Below are 15,600 nucleotides of genomic sequence, written 5' to 3'. Positions count from 1 at the left end.
GTTGATAGTACGGAACGGAGCAATGTGATGATAGACGACAAGCCGACAATCGCCATCGCCAAACCTTTTCTCAAGGCGATGAGTGAGCTTTCCAAAACCAACCAGAACCAGGTGCGCGCATTCCTAGACAAGTTCGAGAAGGATCCAAACTCCGGGTCAATTCATAAGGAGACGCTGCACAATGCCAAGGACAGCAAACTGTTCTCGGCAAGGGTCAACAGCGGATACCGCGTGATCCTTGGCCATGACGACAAATCAAATGTATACCTGCTGCTCTACGTGGGCCAGCATGACGACGCGTATGCGTGGGCAAGCAGGAAACGCATCGATATCAACACAGCAACCAATGCCGTGCAGCTGTATGACGTCGTGGAAGAGGGGGCTGTGGCACAGCCGGCTCCGACTCCGTATGCTTCCCAGTATGACGGTCAGATGGCGAACACATATGGGCAGCGATCGGACATGGTTGAGCCGATGGTGTCTTGGGATAAACAGGAGGCGGGCAAGCCACTGCCGGAGGAGTTCCTCAAACTCACGCGGCAGGAGCTGACAGCGTTTGGCGTGCCCTATATTTGGCAGGAGATCATTCTCCAGCTCAGGACTTACGGGCAGTTGCAGGATCGTATTGAGCAACTGCCAGATGATTGCGTGCCATATTTGGAGCTTATCGCCGATGGTAGCAGCATCCAAGACGTACTCGATCTTGCAGCGGATGCGAATGGTTACAGCGAATATGTGGGCTTGGATAAAACCACCAAATCCACAACATTTGATGCGGGGGACATGGGTCATTTGCCGGCCGATGAAGACTACCGCAAGGCACTCACAAGCTATGCCTCGCAGGAGAATTTCGTCATTGTGGAAGGCGAAGACGATTTGCGTAGAATTCTGGACGCACCGCTTGAACAGTGGCGTGTGTTCCTCCATCCCTCGCAAAGGCGGTATGTGGAACGGAACTTCAAAGGCTCCTATCGTCTTACCGGCGGCGCCGGCACCGGCAAAACGATCGTCGCGATGCATCGCGCGAAGTATCTGGCCGCACGACTTGTCCAGCAGCATAGTGCGCACAAGGTGCTGTTCACGACATACAGCAGGAATCTCGCGACGGATATCAAAGCTAATCTCCAGCTCATCTGCACACAGGAAGAGCTCAAACGCATCGATGTTCTCAACCTTGACCGATATGTGGCCAACTGCCTGCATAGGCGCGGATTTGACTATCGCCTAACCTATGGGGACGCCGAACTCGAAAATGCATGGGAGGCAGCGATTGCGGAAAGCGGACAGACGGAGTGGAAAGGCAAGGAAGCATTCCTACGTGACGAATGGGAGGAAGTGATCAAGGACAAGGGCATCAGAACACTCACTGAGTATTTCCAGTCTTCACGACGCGGGCGTGGACTGCGTATGTCACGTGCGCAGAAAGCGTCACTGTGGAAAGTCACCGAAGCCTATCACCGGTATATGAGCGAACATAAGCAGTGGGATATCTATCAAGCCATGAATATGGTGGAAGACGCCCTTCGCAACAGCCGACTCACCTCGTCATATGCGCATATCATCGTGGACGAAGGCCAGGATTTCAGTGCCCCGGCATATCGCATGCTCCGTGCGATGGTGCCTGAAAGCGCCAATGATCTCTTCATTGTCGGTGATGCCCAACAGCGCATTTACGGAAAGACCGTCACACTTTCACAATGTGGCATATCCATCCAAGGGCGGTCGAGGCGCCTACGCATCAACTACCGCACAACCGAACAGATCCGCGACGCCGCCGAACGCGTGTTCGACACAAGTGGCACGGACGTAGCTGATGAAGCATTTAAAGCGGTTCTTAACCAAATTCAGCAGGGCGAACCAGAACGTTTCGACGACCTCAATGGAGAAGAGGTCGAAACCAACGACAGCCACTCACTGATGCAAGGGCCGGCACCAGCTGCACAACAGTTCAGTAACACCCAAGAGGAACGTATGGCCGTAACTGATTGGATTGATGAACAAATCCAACAGCATGATCCCGACTACGAACGGAACATATGCCTTGTGACGCCAACGAACCCGTTATGCAAAGCATGGGCCGAATACCTCGACCAGCATGGATACATGACATACATGCTTGACAAAGAAGCGGAAGACATCGACAAGCCCGGTATTCGCATCGCCACTATGCATCGAGTCAAGGGCCTTGAATTCGACACCGTCATAGTAGCGGATATCAACTCCGGTACCGTACCACCCCGATGGTTGCTCGACGAGGCAACCGACGTGGTATCAAAACGAGAGCTATGCAAACAATACCGGAGCCTCATCTACGTGGCACTCACACGCGCTCGCAGACAAGCATTCATGGTGGGGTTGAAATAAAACAGGACGTGGGGCCATGTTCGATGGTTGTCATATCTGATTCGAACACGGCCTCACCAATCACAGGCACGTACCGATATCCGCAGAAGGTCCACCACATGATTCGCATTATGACCCCCGACAACTACGACGCCGCCCACGCATGCTGGATGGCATGCACCGGCATGGGACTCAACACCATCGACGACTCACGCGAAGGCACCACCAGATATCTCACACGCAACTCCAACACCTGCTTCGTCGATGAGCAAGAGGGAATAATCACCGGCGCCATTCTCGCAGGACATGATGGACGACGCGGCTATATCTACCACACCGCCGTCAACCCCTTACACTGGCACCAAGGCATCGGCACCGCACTCGTCAATGCGGCACTGCATGCGCTCGCGAACGAAGGCATCATCAAAGTTGCCCTCGTCGTTTTCTCACGCAACGATGCAGGCAACGCCTTCTGGGAGCGCCTCGGCTTCACTGCGCGCGGCGATCTGACCTACCGCAACAAAGCCCTGTGCGCCATCACCCGCATCGACACGTGAAAACGCACCGATCTGCATGGCAGCCACGTGAACTTATCCACATGAGCATAGAAGTACTCGACACCAAGCTAGCTTGACAAAATGTATCCTGTAGAATACATTTAATCCATGGAGATTCGTACTACTGAGCAATTCGACAAATGGTTCCGCAAGTTGCGGGACAGCAAAGCAAAAGCCAAAATCAGCGCACGGCTCAGACAATGCGAAATCTCCGACCACATCACCGGAGATCATCATGGCATTGGCGGTGGCATAAGTGAAATGAGGTTCCATTTTGGGCCAGGATATCGTATCTACTACACCATTGACAATGATGTGCTTGTTATTTTACTGATCGGAAGTAGTAAAGACGATCAGTCCAGAGGAATTACCGAAGCGAGAAAACTTCTTGCTCTATATCGAGGAGAATAAAATGACGCTTAAAACCACCAAATGGGATGTTACGGAATATCTTGATAATGAAGAGGATATCGCCGAATACCTCAACGCAGTCATTGAATTAGACGATCCTGCGTTGCTCCAAGCCGCTATTGGTGATGTTGCCAAAGCACAGGGTATGACGAAAATCGCCAAAGATGCGGGCCTAGGCAGAGAAAGCCTATACAAAAGCCTGAGTGCACAAGGCAATCCTTCTTTCACGACCATATTGAAAGTACTGCATGCTCTCGGTACAAGAATCAGCATTCAACCAGAACACGCTATCTGACTTTGGCATGCATCGTGCACATATGTATGCCAAAGAGAGAAATAAAATTGGCCTAAACGGTGTCTTCCCCTCAGGAAACAGGGGTAGGGAAGAGTGAGCCCTATGCGCGGTGTAGGCACTCAGTCACGCTCGTACACCATCACGTCAGCATTCGTGTTGACCAGGGTCACGAGCTGCTGGAGGGGTTTGACGAACTGCCTGCCCAACGGCGTCAGGGCGTATTCGACCTGAGGGGGAGTGGCGTGCTGTACGACGTGCCTGCGTACCACGCCATAGCGTTCCATATACTTGAGCGTCTGTGAAGCCATGCGCTCACTGATGCCGCCGATATGCCGCACAAGCTCGCTGAAGCGCAGGGGATGGTTGGCCAACGCGAGGATGATGAGCAACCCCCATTTTCCGCTGATTGTTGAAAGGGCGAACCGCGTAGGGCAGGTTTTGCTGAAAATGTCGATTTCTTGCATGGCACGAGTGTAGCATGTGCACTATCAAGAAGTATGGTACTTACGAAAAGTAAGCATTAAACCACAACCCACCACCGCCACACCACAAGCGCACAAAGCAAACAGCATAGAGGGTAGGTTCGTTTTATTCTCTTCTTATATAATTATTAATAATCTGTTTATTCATCACTCCGACAGGATTGCATACCCGTGCTCGGCGATGACCTCCTTGAGCTTGTCTAAGTAGATCTGGGCGGGGTGGGAGAGCTTGGCGCGCTCGTTGGTGATCCAGCCGAGCAGCATCGTCTCGTCGGATTCCAGCGGCACGGTGACGATGCGTTCGTTGTTGAGGTCGCCATTGTCGATGCCGGTGCAGACCGTGTACCCGTTGAGCCCGATGATGAAGTTGAGGATCGTCGCGCGGTCGGTCACATTGATCTGCTTGGGCGCATAGTCGGGCCACACCGCCTCTTCGGCGAAGTAGAAGCTGCCTTCGTTGCCCTGCTCGTACTGGATGAACGGGTAGGGCTTCAGGTCCTCCATCGTCAGTTTCCTCTTCATCGCGAGCGGATTGTCGCGTGAGATGAACACGTGCAGGGGAGCGCGGAAGAGCGGGTGGAACTCCAGATGCTTTTCGCGCAGCAGTTTGCCGATCACCTGCTTGTTGAACTCGGACAGGTACAGGATGCCGATGTCCGAGCGCATGTTCGCCACTTGGTTGATGATGTCGCGCGTCTGCGTCTCGCGGATCGTGAACTCGTATTCGTCTGAGCGGAACGAGTTGATCATCTTCACGAATGCCTCCACTGCAAACATGTAGTGCTGTGTGGAGACCGAGCACAGTTGTTTGCGCGGTTTGGCGTTCTTGTAGCGTTCCTCGAGCAGCGCGGCCTGGTCGAGCACCTGGCGCGCGTAGGTGAGGAACTCCGCGCCGTCGACCGTCAGCGCGATGCCCTGCGAGGAGCGCGTGAAGATCTCGATGCCCAGCTCGTTCTCCAGCTCCTTGACCGACGAGCTCAGCGCGGGCTGCGAGATGTACAGTGCGCGCGAGGCTTCGTTCATAGACCCGCATTCCACGATTTTCACGATGTATTTGAGCTGCAGTAGTGTCGCCATGGTGTTTTCCCCCTGTTCTGCGGTCAACTGTCGGTCAGTGTTCGCCCAACTGCACGCCGAGCGCGGCGAGGTCGCGGCGCGCCTGCTGTGCGTCGGTGAAGCGGCACGCATGCCAGCCCGCGTCTGCAGCGCCTTCGACATTCTTCTGGGTGTCGTCGAAGAACACCGTGCACGCAGGGTCGAGCCCGAAGCGGGCCTGTGCGAGCTCGTAGATGTCGCGGTTCGGTTTGCGCAGTTTCTCGATGCCCGAGACGACCGTGCCGCCGAGCAGCGCGTCGAGCTGCGGGAAGCGCTCGAACGCGTAATGGAACGTCTCGCCTGACCAGTTCGTCAATCCCCAGACGCGCACGCCGGCCTGCATCAGGTCGCGTAGCAAATCTTCCGCGCCCGGAATCAGGCGGGGGAGCGCGTCTCCGTAATGCGCGATGTAATACTCGAAGATGCGCGCGATCTCCTGCCCCTGTTCCGCGACGACGCGCGGATAGACGTCGGCGAAGTCCATGCCCGAGTCCATGTCGTCCTCATACCGGAAGAACCCGTACGGGTCGTCGTCCGCGGCGATGCGGTCCACCAGTTCGGCGGGGTAGTGGCCGTCGAGCGCCGCGCGGCACTGCCAGTCGATGAGCACACCGCAGAAATCGAACACGACGTCGGTGATGGGCTGGGGTGAGGTCATGGGCCGGCTCCTTGTGTTGTAGTTGGGGCGGGAATGCGCGCCGATCGCAGGCGCGCCCACCACACAGTGTAGCGTCTTGCGCGGTGTTCGCTCAACGCCCGGACCGTGATATGGCAATGGTTGGGTATAGCAAAAAGAGGTAGCCGGATGATGGTTGTTCCTATACCCCGGCCACCTCTGCTCAAGTCGCGCGGTCAGACCGCGTCGAGCACGTCGAGCATCTGCGAGACGTTCTTCTTGCCGAACTCGATCGCCTCACGGCCGTGGCGGCGCACGACGATGCACGGCACGCTCATCACGTCGTAGCGTTCCTTGAGCTCGGGGAAGTGCGCCAGGTCATACGCTTCGGCGCGCACATTGCTGTTCAGTGAGGCGATGCGTTGCGCCGCGCGCACCGTCTCCGGGCACATCGTGCACGTGAGCGAGACGAGCAGCATGATCTCCACAGGATCGTGGATCGCTTCGATGCGTTCGTGTTCGTCGCCAATCAGTGGCTGGCCGGGGCCGGCGGCATTGTAGATGCCGAGCACGAACGAATGGAACTCGTGCCCGGTGGGCACGCCATGGAACGCGATGCCGGTGGATTGCAGCATGCCGGAGTCGTCGCGCACCATCAGACGGACCATCGGCGTGGCGTAGGGCAGCGGCCGGTCGTAGTCCACCGCGCCGCGCCCATTGGCCGAGAGCTCCTCGACGGTCTCGCTGATCGACTCGAGCTTGCCGTCGCTCAACGAGACGAGCTCGTCGATGAACGACTGCAACTGGTGCGACAGTTCCGTGCGGTCGAGCTGGAGCTGCAGCGTGACCGTGCGCTCCATGCGCGCGAAGACGACCTTGAGTTGCGCGATCACATCGTTCGTGAACACCGCGCTCACCGGATGTTCGGCGTCGGCCTGCGGGCTCGTGCTCGCGGCCGGGGCCGGCGTCGTCTGGTTCGGTGCGCCGGCCTCGCCCTGCGCCTCACGGCGCTGGTACGGGGTCGACGTCGGCGCCTGCGGTGTGATGCCGGTGCGCGTGCTCGCCGCGGCGGCGTATTCCTCCGCATGCACTGCGGCGATGGCGCCGTCGGCGGTCGCGGTCACGACCTGCCGCAGGTCCTTGACGCGCAGGTCGCCCGCGGCGAAGACGCCGGGGACCGACGTGCACAACGCGACGTCGGTCACCACATAGCCGTTGGGGTCGAGCTCCACCACGCCGCGCACGATCTGCGTCTGCGGTTCGTAGCCGGCGAACACAAACACGCCGAACGTTCCGCCGTCCTGCGGCTTCCACACAGTCGTCTCGCCGGTGTGGGCGTCTTTGAGCACCGCCTCGGTCAAGCCCTTGGACCCTGAGGTGACGCCGGCGAGCTCGGTGCCGTAGCGCACGGTGATCTTCGGGTCGTCCTTGGCGTGCTGGGCCACCGCGGCGTCACAGGTGAAGTCGTCTTCGCGCACAAGCACGGTCACCGCGCGTGCATAGCGGCCCAGGAACACGGATTCCTCGGCGGCGGCGAATCCACCGCCCACCACAAGCACGTCTTTGCCGGTGAAGAACTCACCGTCGCATGTGGCGCAGTAGGCCACGCCACGGCCGGCGTATTCCTGTTCGCCGTCGAAGCCGATCTTGCGGGGCGCGGCACCCATGGCGAGCACGATGGCGAAGCATTGCACGTCTCCGCGCGTGGTATGCACGGTCTTGATGTCACCCTGCGCGTCGATGCCGGTCGCGGTGCCCACGCGCAGTTCGGCGCCGAAATCCTGCGCCTGCTGTCGCATCACGGCGGTGAGCTTGCGGCCGTCGGTCATCGGCACGCCCGGGTAATTCACCACTTCGGATGTGATGGTGATCTGCCCGCCGAAATCGGCCTGTTCGATGATCAGCGTGCGGTAACGTGCGCGCGCCAGGTACATGCCGGCGGTCAGGCCCGCCGGGCCGCCGCCGATGACGACGGCGTCATACATCTGCGATTGTGGGGTGGTCATGCTCTGGTCCATGGCCATCACAGTTCGCCGACGAGGTCGAGGCTCGGCTTGATCGTCTCCTCGCCGGGCTCCCACTTGGCCGGGCAGACCTGATCGCTGTGTTCGTAGACGAACTGCGAGGCCTTGACACGGCGCAGGATCTCGTCGGCGTCACGCCCCACATTCGAAGAAATGACCTCGTAGGCCACTACACGGCCTTCCGGATCGAGGATGAAGTCGCCGCGTTCGGCCAGACCGGTCGTCTCGTTGTAGGTGTCGAGGTCACGCGCCAACGTGGCGGTGGGGTCGGCGAGCATCGGGTAGTTCACCTTGCCGATCTTCTCATTCGCGTCATGCCACGCCTTGTGCACCCACTGGGTGTCGCACGAGACCGAATAGACCTCGCAGCCAGCCTGCTTGAACTCGTCATAATGATCGGCCAGATCCTCAAGCTCCGTGGGGCAGACGAACGAGAAGTCGGCGGGGTAGAAGAACAACACCGACCAGTGGCCCAGCAGGTCCTTCTTGCTCACGTCCTGAAGTTGGCCGTTGTTGTATGCCGACACGGTGAAGTCGGTGATTTCATGCTGCAGCAATGTCATGATGCGCTCCTTAGCCAATAGATCATGCCGTGCGGCCGCGCGCGTGACCGCGAGCGCAGGCCTTGCACGGTGCCTTGCACGGTTGAGTATGGCACACCAGTCGCCAAAAGTGCAGGGAAACCGGGGTGAAACCACGGTTGTTTTCCTCTCAGCGCACCGTGTCATTCTTGAGGACGACGATGCCTGCCAAACCGTCCATGAGGATGATGGGCGGGCTGTGGCCAAGACCCTATCGTGAGGGAGACACACACCAAGTCACATATCGAGCAGGGAAGGCATCATGACCGGGTTTCTCTCCACGTTTTCCAAACCGTTCCAGCTGGCCGTGCTGCTGTGGCCGTTCGTGGCGGTGCTGTTGACGGTGCCGGCGGCGGTCTATCTGTACCATCGCGACAACCGTCTTCGTCCGGCTGGTGTACTTGGCGCCTATGCGTTCATGCTGTATGTGCTTGGCTTGGGTTGTTTCACCTTGTATCCGTGGCCGCAGGATTCCGCTGCGTACTGCGCCACGCACCATCTTGGTGCGCAGCTCAACCCGTTGCGGTTCATTGGCGACATCCGTACCGACGGCGTGACCGCCATCCTGCAGTTGGGCATGAACATCGTGTTGTTCGTGCCGATGGGATTCTTCCTGATCCGGTTCTTCCGCTTGCCGTCTTGGGTGGCGGTCGCGGTGTGCTGCGCCACATCGGTGGGCATCGAGGTCGCTCAGCTCACTGGCATCTTCCACCTGTATCCGTGCGCGTACCGTGTGTGCGACATCGACGATGTCATCACCAATACGCTGGGCGGCGCGGTTGGCGTAATGCTGGGCCTGTGGTGCAACCGCGCATTCCCTGCGCCGCACATCGATAAGGCGGAGGTGACCGTGCGCCCGGGGTTCCTGCGCCGGTGCGTCTCGCTTGCCGTGGACATGGGCGTTGTCTATATGTGCCAGATGCTGTCGATTGTGCTGTGGTCGTATCTGGGGCGCGGCGCAATCGACCCTGAGGGACTTCCGTTCCTTGTGTTGCTCAGTGTCTGGTTCGTGCTGTTTGAAGGCGTGGTGCCGTGGTGCACGCATGGGCGCACCATTGGCTGTTTCCTCACCCGTATGACGGTGGAATCCACCCAGCGCACCTTGCCGCAACGTCTGGCGTTCTATGCGGCACGCACCGCGCTGTTGTACGCGCTGACGATTGGGTTGTGCACATGGCGGTCGGCATGGCCGTTCGTATTGGGCTTTGCGACTGTGGTGTGGTGGATCGCCTGCAAGTGCATGCCGTATGACGTCATCGGCGAAACACGGAGCACCGCAGGCAATCCAAGGGCGAACGGTCAGTCCTCGTAACGTGCGGTGGTGTTGAGCAGGTCGAACGCCGCGGGCAGCGATGCGATCACATCGCTCGCGATGATCGGGTGGCCGCATGCGGATTGGGCGATGTCTCGCTTCGGCTCGCCGTACAGGTGCGGCGTCTGCCACGCATGCTGGTCGCTGTGCGCGGCCATGGCTGCCGCCAAACCATGCGTATAGACCGCACCTGCGGCCGTTTCTGCCACAAGCGTCGGGTCGTCGATCAATTCCTGGGCCCGTTGCGAGAGCAGGGCGCCGATGATGCCAGCGAGCACATCGCCTGCACCTGCCGTGGCGAGGAACGCCGGAGCGCGGCCGCACACCAAGGTGCACATGCCGCCATTGCCGTCGGTGCCGACGATCACCGTGGTGGCGCCCTTGAGCACCACGGTCGCGCCGGTGAGTTCACAGGCGCGTCGAGCATGCCGCAACGGTTCGCCCATGACCTCGTCCCGGGTCGTCGGCGCATCGATCCGCGTGAGCAGGCGGGCCAGTTCGCCGGCATGCGGTGTGATGACCACCTGCGGCGGCACATGGCCCGGCAACAGGTCAAGAGCGCCGGCGTCCACCACGATCGGCGGCATGGCACGCGCCTCACTGTTCGCGCTGCTGTCCGCACCATCTCGTGTAAGGCTGTAGTGGGCGAGCAGGGCACCGATGGCGGTGCGTTGGATATCGGCGGTGTCGGTGTGGTCGGTGTCGGGTACGCCGCAGCCGGTGACCCATGCCTGCACATGGCCCTTGCCCATGACCGCCTCAGGAAGGGCTTGCAGCACCAGGTTCTGTGCGCGTTCGGGTCCGAGATAGCGGATCATGCCGGTGTTGGAGCGGGCGGCGGCGCAGCTGGAGAGCACCGCCGCGCCCGGGTATTGGGTAGATCCGGTGATGAGCCCGACGACGCCGCGGTTGTATTTCGCGTCTTCGACGAGGGGGATGCGCAATGCGTTCTGCGCGTAGCCGCAGTCGACTGTCTCCACGGTGGGTGTGGCGTCGTCCACATCGAATCCGAAGTCGACGAGCACGATGCTGCCGCACGCCAGTGAGGCGGGTGGGAGCACGGCACACGGCTTGAGCGCACCATACATCATCGTGACGTCGGCGGGGATGTATGCCCCTGGGAGGGCTCCGTCATCGACACCGATGCCGGAGGGGGTGTCCACGGCCACGACGAAGGGGAATTCGATGGCGAGTTCGTCATCGGGCAGTCCCAGCCGCCGTGGCGGAGTGTTGGTGCGGCCGAGGACGGAGGCGAGCGCCGCAGGGATGCCGTGGAGTGCTCCGGTGCCGCCGATGCCGGTCATGGCGTCGATGATGATGTGCGCTTTGGTGGCGAATGCGATGGCGTGTTCGAGGCGTTGGCCCGCCTCCCCTGCGGGGAATCCGGTGGGGCAGCCGGGGATGTCGTTGGCTGGGTCGAGGGCGTAGATGCGGCCGCCGGATTCAAGGAACGCTTCATAGGCGGCGTCGTGCAGCGTGCGCCCCACGGCGATGGCAGTGACATTGAGGCCTTCCGCCGCGAGCATCGCACCGGTGTAGAGGCCGTCGCCGCCGTTATCACCGGCGCCGGCGAGCACGCAGACGCGCAAGCTGTTCTCGTCCCATTCCTCTTGGTCGATCACGTCGAGGATCGTGCGCGCCGTGGCACTGGCGGCCATGCGCATGAGGGGGACGTCGTCAGCGAGCAGTGGCTGTTCAAGTGTGCGTACGGTCGCGGCATCGAATGCCGCGGCGGTCAGGGTGTCGGTGTGGTCTGCTGTCTGGTCGTCCATGGGAACCGTCCTTAGTGCCGTGGCCTCCCAAGATGCGCATGGGTGCGCAGGGTGGCCTGATTGCTTCTTTTCACTGTAGTACCGTGGGCGGCGGCGCGCCGGTTGGGTCCAACCTATACCAGAACAACGGGCGCGCCATGTCCGGCCCGCATGCTTACTCCCTGAACGATAACGAAAAGGACCCACAACCACACGTCCATATAATTGCACCAGCGATCCAGCACGCCGCCCGGGTTTCGGGCGGCGTCGAAGAAAGGAATCACCCATGTGCACTGCGGTCCGTTTTGTAGACGGCGAAGACAACATGTTCTTCGGCCGTAACCTTGATTGGTCGTTCTCGTACGGCGAGAAGGTGCTGTACACCCCCAAGGATTACAACTACCAACCGGCGTTCAACGCCGAAGACCGCAACCATGCGGTGCTTGGCGTCGGCATCATCGCCGACGACACCCCCCTGTATTTCGATTGCGCCAACGACGCCGGTCTTGCGGTCGCCGGCCTCAACTTCCCGGGCTATGCCGAATACGCGCCCGACAGTGTGAACCTGACGACGAATGTGGCCGCGTATGAGTTCCCGCTGTGGGTGGCGCGCAGCTTCACATCGGTCGACGATGTGGAGGAAGCGTTGAAGAACGTCACGATCGTGGCGAAGCCGATCAACGACCAGTACCCGGTGTCGATGCTCCACTGGATCATCGGCGACGCCACGCGCAGCATCGTCGTGGAATACATGGCCGATGGCATGCACGTGTACCATGACGACATTGACGCGCTGACCAACCAGCCGCAGTTCCCGTACCACATGCAGAACCTGATCAACTATATCAACGCCGATCCGAAGCCGATCGAATCGGTCAAGTGGGGCAACGCCGACCTGAAGGCGTGGGGCGCGGGCCTGAGCGCCCACGGCCTGCCCGGCGACCCGAACTCGACGTCGCGCTTCGTGCGCGTGTCATATTCGAACGCGCACTACCCACAGCAGAAGGGCGAGCACAGCAACGTCATACGCCTGTTCAAGACGCTGTCGAGCGCCGCGATGGTCGACGGCAATTCGATGATGGCGAACGGCCAGTATGAGAAGACGATCTTCACGAGCGGATTCTCCGCCAACACGATGACGTACTACAAGAACACGTACGACGACCCCACGATCCGCGCATACGCCATGGCGGATTTTGACGCGTCGAGCAACCAGCTGCAGACCAAGTGAATCCAGCGTAAGGCCAGAGGACGTGGAACCATGGACGTCTGAAGTCCATATGGGGCCCTGGCGTCTGTCACAGAGGCCAGGGCCCCGCCATTCGCCCATATACAACCATTGGTCCCTATAGAAGAGGGGAGAGCCATCCATGAAGGAGCCATCAGACACCCTGCCGTTGGACGCCACGGCCAGTCAAGCACAACTCAATGCCTCGGCAGACACCAACCCCACCGTGGTGGCCGAACAGAAGCACGCCGGCGCCGCGGTGAAAGCGGCGCTCATCGCCAACATCGGCGTGGCCATCGCCAAACTGGCGGCCGCCGTGTTCACCGGGTCGTCCTCCATGCTTTCCGAATCCGTGCACTCCATCGCCGACTGTTCGAATGAGATCGTGCTCATCATCGGAGACAAGGTCTCCAAACACAAACTCAATTCGGAACACCCCTTCGGCTGGTACCGCACCAAGTACCTCGCGTCGTTCGTTGTGGCGACACTGCTGTTCTTCGTCGGCGGGTTCTTCTCCACATCCGAAGCCGTGAAGAAGATCATCGCCGTCAATGGCGACCCGGCGCTCCGGAACGCCAACCGCATGGAACTGGTCGTGGCCCTCGTGGTGGTGGTGATCAGCGCCTGCCTCGAAGGATATGGCCTACACCAAAGTATCAAGGAAGCCAATGAACGCATGAAGCGCACCGACACCCCGAAGATGGGTGTCTTCAGGTTCTGGAAGCGCACCAAGTCCGCCGAACTCGCCTCGGTCATCATGGAAGACACGTTGGCGCTCATCGGCTTGGCGTTCGCCTTCATCGGCATCGGATGCGCGATCATCTTCGACAATGAGCTGTTCGACGCGATCGGCGGTCTCATGGTCGGCCTGCTGCTGGTCATCGGCTCACTCGTCCTGGCCTACAAGTCCGGATCGCTGCTCATCGGCGAATCGGTGACCCCGGACACCCGCGAGCGCATCGTGCGGGCGGTCGAACAGACCGACGGCGTGGAGCAGCTGATCAACATGCAGACCGTGCACATGTCGGAAGACAACATCCTGTTGTGCCTCAAAGTGCAGACGTCCAAGCTCGACCGCGACTATGACGTGCAGACCGTCGACAAGATCGAACGCAATGTGCGCACGGCGTTGCCATGGTTCAATTTCGAAATCTATGTGGAACCCGACGTGCTGCGCGTCAACAGGTAGCAGCCAAGCCGCTCATTCCTCGGCGACGAGCTCCAGGTACGAATCGTTCCACAGGTCCTCGTCGCCGTCGGGCATGAGCAGCACACGCTCCGGGCGTAACGCCTCGACCGCGCCCTCATCATGGGTCACCAGCACGATCGCGCCCTCGTATTTCGCGATGGCCTTGAGGATCTCCTGGCGCGAGGCCGGGTCGAGGTTGTTCGTCGGCTCGTCGAGCAGCAGTACGTTGGCGCGGGAGGTGACCAATGTGGCGAGCGCCAACCGTGTTTTCTCACCGCCGGAGAGCACATGGGTCGGTTTGAACGCGTCGTCGCCGGAGAACAGGAAGGATCCCAGGATCGAGCGTGCCTGGGTGTCGTTGAGTTCCGGGGCCACATTGCGTAGGTTGTCCAGCACGCTCACCCCCATGTCGAGGGTGTCGTGTTCCTGGGCGAAGTAACCGATTTTGGCGCCATGGCCGTATGCGACCTCGCCGGTGTCGGGTTGTTCCAAGTGGGCGAGCAGCCGCAAGGTGGTGGTTTTGCCTGCGCCGTTGTAGCCGAGGATGACGACTCGGGAGCCTTTGTCGATGGCCAGGTTGACGCCGGCGAACACGATGTTCGACCCGTAGGCCTTCGAGATGTCTTTCGCTTCGATGGGGGTGCGGCCGCAGGGGTCTGGTTCGGGGAAGCGGATGTCGGCGACTTTTTCGCGTTTCTGTGCGGTGGAGGTTTCGGAGAGGAGTTTTTCCGCTCGGCGCATCATGTTCTGCGCGGCCACGGCCTTGGTGGCTTTGGCGTGCAGGCGGATGCCCTGCTGCATGAGGCGTTCGGCTTTCTTCTCCGCCACTTCGCGTTCACGGCGGCGGCGTTCCTCGTCGACGGCGCGCTGGTGCAGGTAGGCGGTCCATCCGAGTGAATACATGTCGATCTGGCCGAGTTGCGCGTCGAGGTGCCAGACCTTGTTGACCACTTCATCGAGCAGTTCGGTGGAGTGGGAGATCACGAGGAACCCGCCTTCGTATTGTTTGAGGTAGCCGCGCAGCCATTCGATGGAGTCGGCGTCCAAGTGGTTCGTGGGCTCGTCGAGGATCAGGGTGTCGGCGTCCGAAAACAGGATGCGCGCCAGTTCGATGCGTCGGCGCTGGCCGCCGGACAGGGTGCCCAGGGGGCGGCTCATCACTTCCTGGGGCAGCCCGAGGCTCGAGGCCATGGCCTGCGCTTCGGATTGCGCGGCATATCCGCCGGCTTTTTCGAAATCCTGCATCGCCTTGTCGTAGCGGTTCATCGCCTTGGTCATCACGTCAGGATCAGGGTCCGTCATGTCGCGTTCGGCTTTGCGGATGCGGTTGATGATGGTGGCGATGTCACGTGCGCTCATCATGCGGTCGAGCGCGGATTGTTCGGGGTCGGCGGCATGGGTGTCCTGTGGCAGGTACCCCAGTTTGCCGCTCACGCGCACCGAGCCGGCGGTGGGCAGCAGGTCGCCGGTAATCACGCGGGTGAGTGTGGTCTTGCCTGCGCCATTGCGGCCGACGAGGCCGATCTTGTCGCCTTTGCTCACGTGGAAGTTGGTGGGGTGCAACAGGGTGCGTGCACCGATTTGAATCTCGAGTCCCTGCGCTTCGATTGGCATGCTTCACCGTCTTTCCTGTACTGTGTGCGTGGAATGTAAGGCCTGTGACGAATGGGTGCGCCGGGTGTCGGTCGTCGCCGTGCGCACGGTTGCGCCGCGGGC

At 60.3% G+C, this 15,600-nt stretch carries 14 protein-coding genes; 7 read left to right on the top strand and 7 right to left on the bottom strand.

The window, feature by feature from the left end:
• Window positions 1-27: 27 nt before the first annotated feature.
• The 4 genes from PG2093B_RS04690 to PG2093B_RS04675 all read left to right on the top strand — a co-directional run bounded on the left by PG2093B_RS04690 (window position 28) and on the right by PG2093B_RS04675 (window position 3,606).
• A complete protein-coding gene (locus PG2093B_RS04690; protein WP_129897497.1) occupies window positions 28-2,364 on the top strand; it encodes a UvrD-helicase domain-containing protein in 2,337 nt (778 codons plus the stop codon).
• A gap of 98 nt (window positions 2,365-2,462) precedes the next feature.
• On the top strand, window positions 2,463-2,900 hold the full coding sequence (locus PG2093B_RS04685; RefSeq protein ID WP_242502823.1) for a GNAT family N-acetyltransferase: 438 nt from the start codon (window positions 2,463-2,465) through the stop codon (window positions 2,898-2,900).
• A 108-nt stretch (window positions 2,901-3,008) separates the two neighbouring features.
• Complete coding sequence (locus tag PG2093B_RS04680; RefSeq protein WP_129897496.1) at window positions 3,009-3,311, top strand: type II toxin-antitoxin system RelE/ParE family toxin; 303 nt, start codon at window positions 3,009-3,011, stop codon at window positions 3,309-3,311.
• Window position 3,312: 1 nt separating this feature from the next.
• Entirely contained in the window at window positions 3,313-3,606 is a 294-nt protein-coding gene (locus PG2093B_RS04675) for an addiction module antidote protein (RefSeq protein WP_026643099.1), read from the top strand.
• 119 nt (window positions 3,607-3,725) lie between these two features.
• Here the strand turns inward: PG2093B_RS04675 and PG2093B_RS04670 are convergent, their stop codons facing one another.
• The 5 genes from PG2093B_RS04670 to ahpC form a co-directional block, all read right to left on the bottom strand.
• A complete protein-coding gene (locus tag PG2093B_RS04670) occupies window positions 3,726-4,070 on the bottom strand; it encodes a winged helix-turn-helix transcriptional regulator (protein ID WP_129897495.1) in 345 nt (114 codons plus the stop codon).
• 165 nt (window positions 4,071-4,235) lie between these two features.
• Complete coding sequence (locus tag PG2093B_RS04665) at window positions 4,236-5,165, bottom strand: LysR family transcriptional regulator (RefSeq protein WP_129897494.1); 930 nt, start codon at window positions 5,163-5,165, stop codon at window positions 4,236-4,238.
• Window positions 5,166-5,199: 34 nt separating this feature from the next.
• Complete coding sequence (locus tag PG2093B_RS04660; protein ID WP_129897493.1) at window positions 5,200-5,841, bottom strand: HAD family hydrolase; 642 nt, start codon at window positions 5,839-5,841, stop codon at window positions 5,200-5,202.
• A gap of 194 nt (window positions 5,842-6,035) precedes the next feature.
• On the bottom strand, window positions 6,036-7,805 hold the full coding sequence (locus PG2093B_RS04655) for an FAD-dependent oxidoreductase (RefSeq protein WP_129897492.1): 1,770 nt from the start codon (window positions 7,803-7,805) through the stop codon (window positions 6,036-6,038).
• Window positions 7,806-7,822: 17 nt separating this feature from the next.
• Window positions 7,823-8,386: an alkyl hydroperoxide reductase subunit C gene (ahpC, locus tag PG2093B_RS04650; protein WP_129897491.1), complete on the bottom strand. Its 564-nt coding sequence runs from the start codon at window positions 8,384-8,386 to the stop codon at window positions 7,823-7,825.
• A 280-nt stretch (window positions 8,387-8,666) separates the two neighbouring features.
• Here ahpC and PG2093B_RS04645 point away from each other — a divergent pair, with 280 nt between their 5' ends.
• The gene (locus PG2093B_RS04645; protein ID WP_129897490.1) at window positions 8,667-9,716 is read left to right on the top strand and encodes a VanZ family protein; all 1,050 of its coding nucleotides are present in this window, start codon (window positions 8,667-8,669) and stop codon (window positions 9,714-9,716) included.
• Here the strand turns inward: PG2093B_RS04645 and PG2093B_RS04640 are convergent.
• Entirely contained in the window at window positions 9,704-11,488 is a 1,785-nt protein-coding gene (locus tag PG2093B_RS04640) for a bifunctional ADP-dependent NAD(P)H-hydrate dehydratase/NAD(P)H-hydrate epimerase (protein ID WP_129897489.1), read from the bottom strand. The two genes, PG2093B_RS04645 and PG2093B_RS04640, sit on opposite strands and share 13 nt — an antisense overlap.
• A 265-nt stretch (window positions 11,489-11,753) precedes the next feature.
• Here PG2093B_RS04640 and bsh point away from each other — a divergent pair, with 265 nt between their 5' ends.
• Complete coding sequence (gene bsh / locus PG2093B_RS04635) at window positions 11,754-12,698, top strand: choloylglycine hydrolase (protein ID WP_129897488.1); 945 nt, start codon at window positions 11,754-11,756, stop codon at window positions 12,696-12,698.
• A 139-nt stretch (window positions 12,699-12,837) separates the two neighbouring features.
• Entirely contained in the window at window positions 12,838-13,884 is a 1,047-nt protein-coding gene (locus PG2093B_RS04630; RefSeq protein WP_129897487.1) for a cation diffusion facilitator family transporter, read from the top strand.
• Between the two features lie 12 nt (window positions 13,885-13,896).
• On the opposite strand, the gene PG2093B_RS04625 is transcribed toward PG2093B_RS04630, so the two are convergent.
• Entirely contained in the window at window positions 13,897-15,498 is a 1,602-nt protein-coding gene (locus tag PG2093B_RS04625) for an ABC-F family ATP-binding cassette domain-containing protein (protein WP_129897486.1), read from the bottom strand.
• Window positions 15,499-15,600: the final 102 nt, after the last annotated feature.

It is taken from the genome of Bifidobacterium pseudolongum subsp. globosum (assembly GCF_004155535.1).
Classification (GTDB): domain Bacteria; phylum Actinomycetota; class Actinomycetes; order Actinomycetales; family Bifidobacteriaceae; genus Bifidobacterium; species Bifidobacterium pseudolongum_C.
The sequence above is the reverse complement of the archived record's forward strand: the minus strand, read 5'-3'. Positions and strand labels throughout refer to the sequence as shown.

Bases quoted from the DNA above. Each gene is read 5' to 3' on its own strand.
- PG2093B_RS04630 (WP_129897487.1), top strand. From the start codon at position 12,838: ATGAAGGAGCCATCAGACACCCTGCCGTTGGACGCCACGGCCAGTCAA.
- PG2093B_RS04660 (WP_129897493.1), bottom strand. From the start codon at position 5,841: ATGACCTCACCCCAGCCCATCACCGACGTCGTGTTCGATTTCTGCGGT.
- PG2093B_RS04640 (WP_129897489.1), bottom strand. From the start codon at position 11,488: ATGGACGACCAGACAGCAGACCACACCGACACCCTGACCGCCGCGGCA.
- ahpC (WP_129897491.1), bottom strand. From the start codon at position 8,386: ATGACATTGCTGCAGCATGAAATCACCGACTTCACCGTGTCGGCATAC.
- bsh (WP_129897488.1), top strand. From the start codon at position 11,754: ATGTGCACTGCGGTCCGTTTTGTAGACGGCGAAGACAACATGTTCTTC.
- PG2093B_RS04655 (WP_129897492.1), bottom strand. From the start codon at position 7,805: ATGACCACCCCACAATCGCAGATGTATGACGCCGTCGTCATCGGCGGC.
- PG2093B_RS04645 (WP_129897490.1), top strand. From the start codon at position 8,667: ATGACCGGGTTTCTCTCCACGTTTTCCAAACCGTTCCAGCTGGCCGTG.
- PG2093B_RS04685 (WP_242502823.1), top strand. From the start codon at position 2,463: ATGATTCGCATTATGACCCCCGACAACTACGACGCCGCCCACGCATGC.
- PG2093B_RS04665 (WP_129897494.1), bottom strand. From the start codon at position 5,165: ATGGCGACACTACTGCAGCTCAAATACATCGTGAAAATCGTGGAATGC.
- PG2093B_RS04625 (WP_129897486.1), bottom strand. From the start codon at position 15,498: ATGCCAATCGAAGCGCAGGGACTCGAGATTCAAATCGGTGCACGCACC.
- PG2093B_RS04690 (WP_129897497.1), top strand. From the start codon at position 28: ATGATAGACGACAAGCCGACAATCGCCATCGCCAAACCTTTTCTCAAG.
- PG2093B_RS04680 (WP_129897496.1), top strand. From the start codon at position 3,009: ATGGAGATTCGTACTACTGAGCAATTCGACAAATGGTTCCGCAAGTTG.
- PG2093B_RS04670 (WP_129897495.1), bottom strand. From the start codon at position 4,070: ATGCAAGAAATCGACATTTTCAGCAAAACCTGCCCTACGCGGTTCGCC.
- PG2093B_RS04675 (WP_026643099.1), top strand. From the start codon at position 3,313: ATGACGCTTAAAACCACCAAATGGGATGTTACGGAATATCTTGATAAT.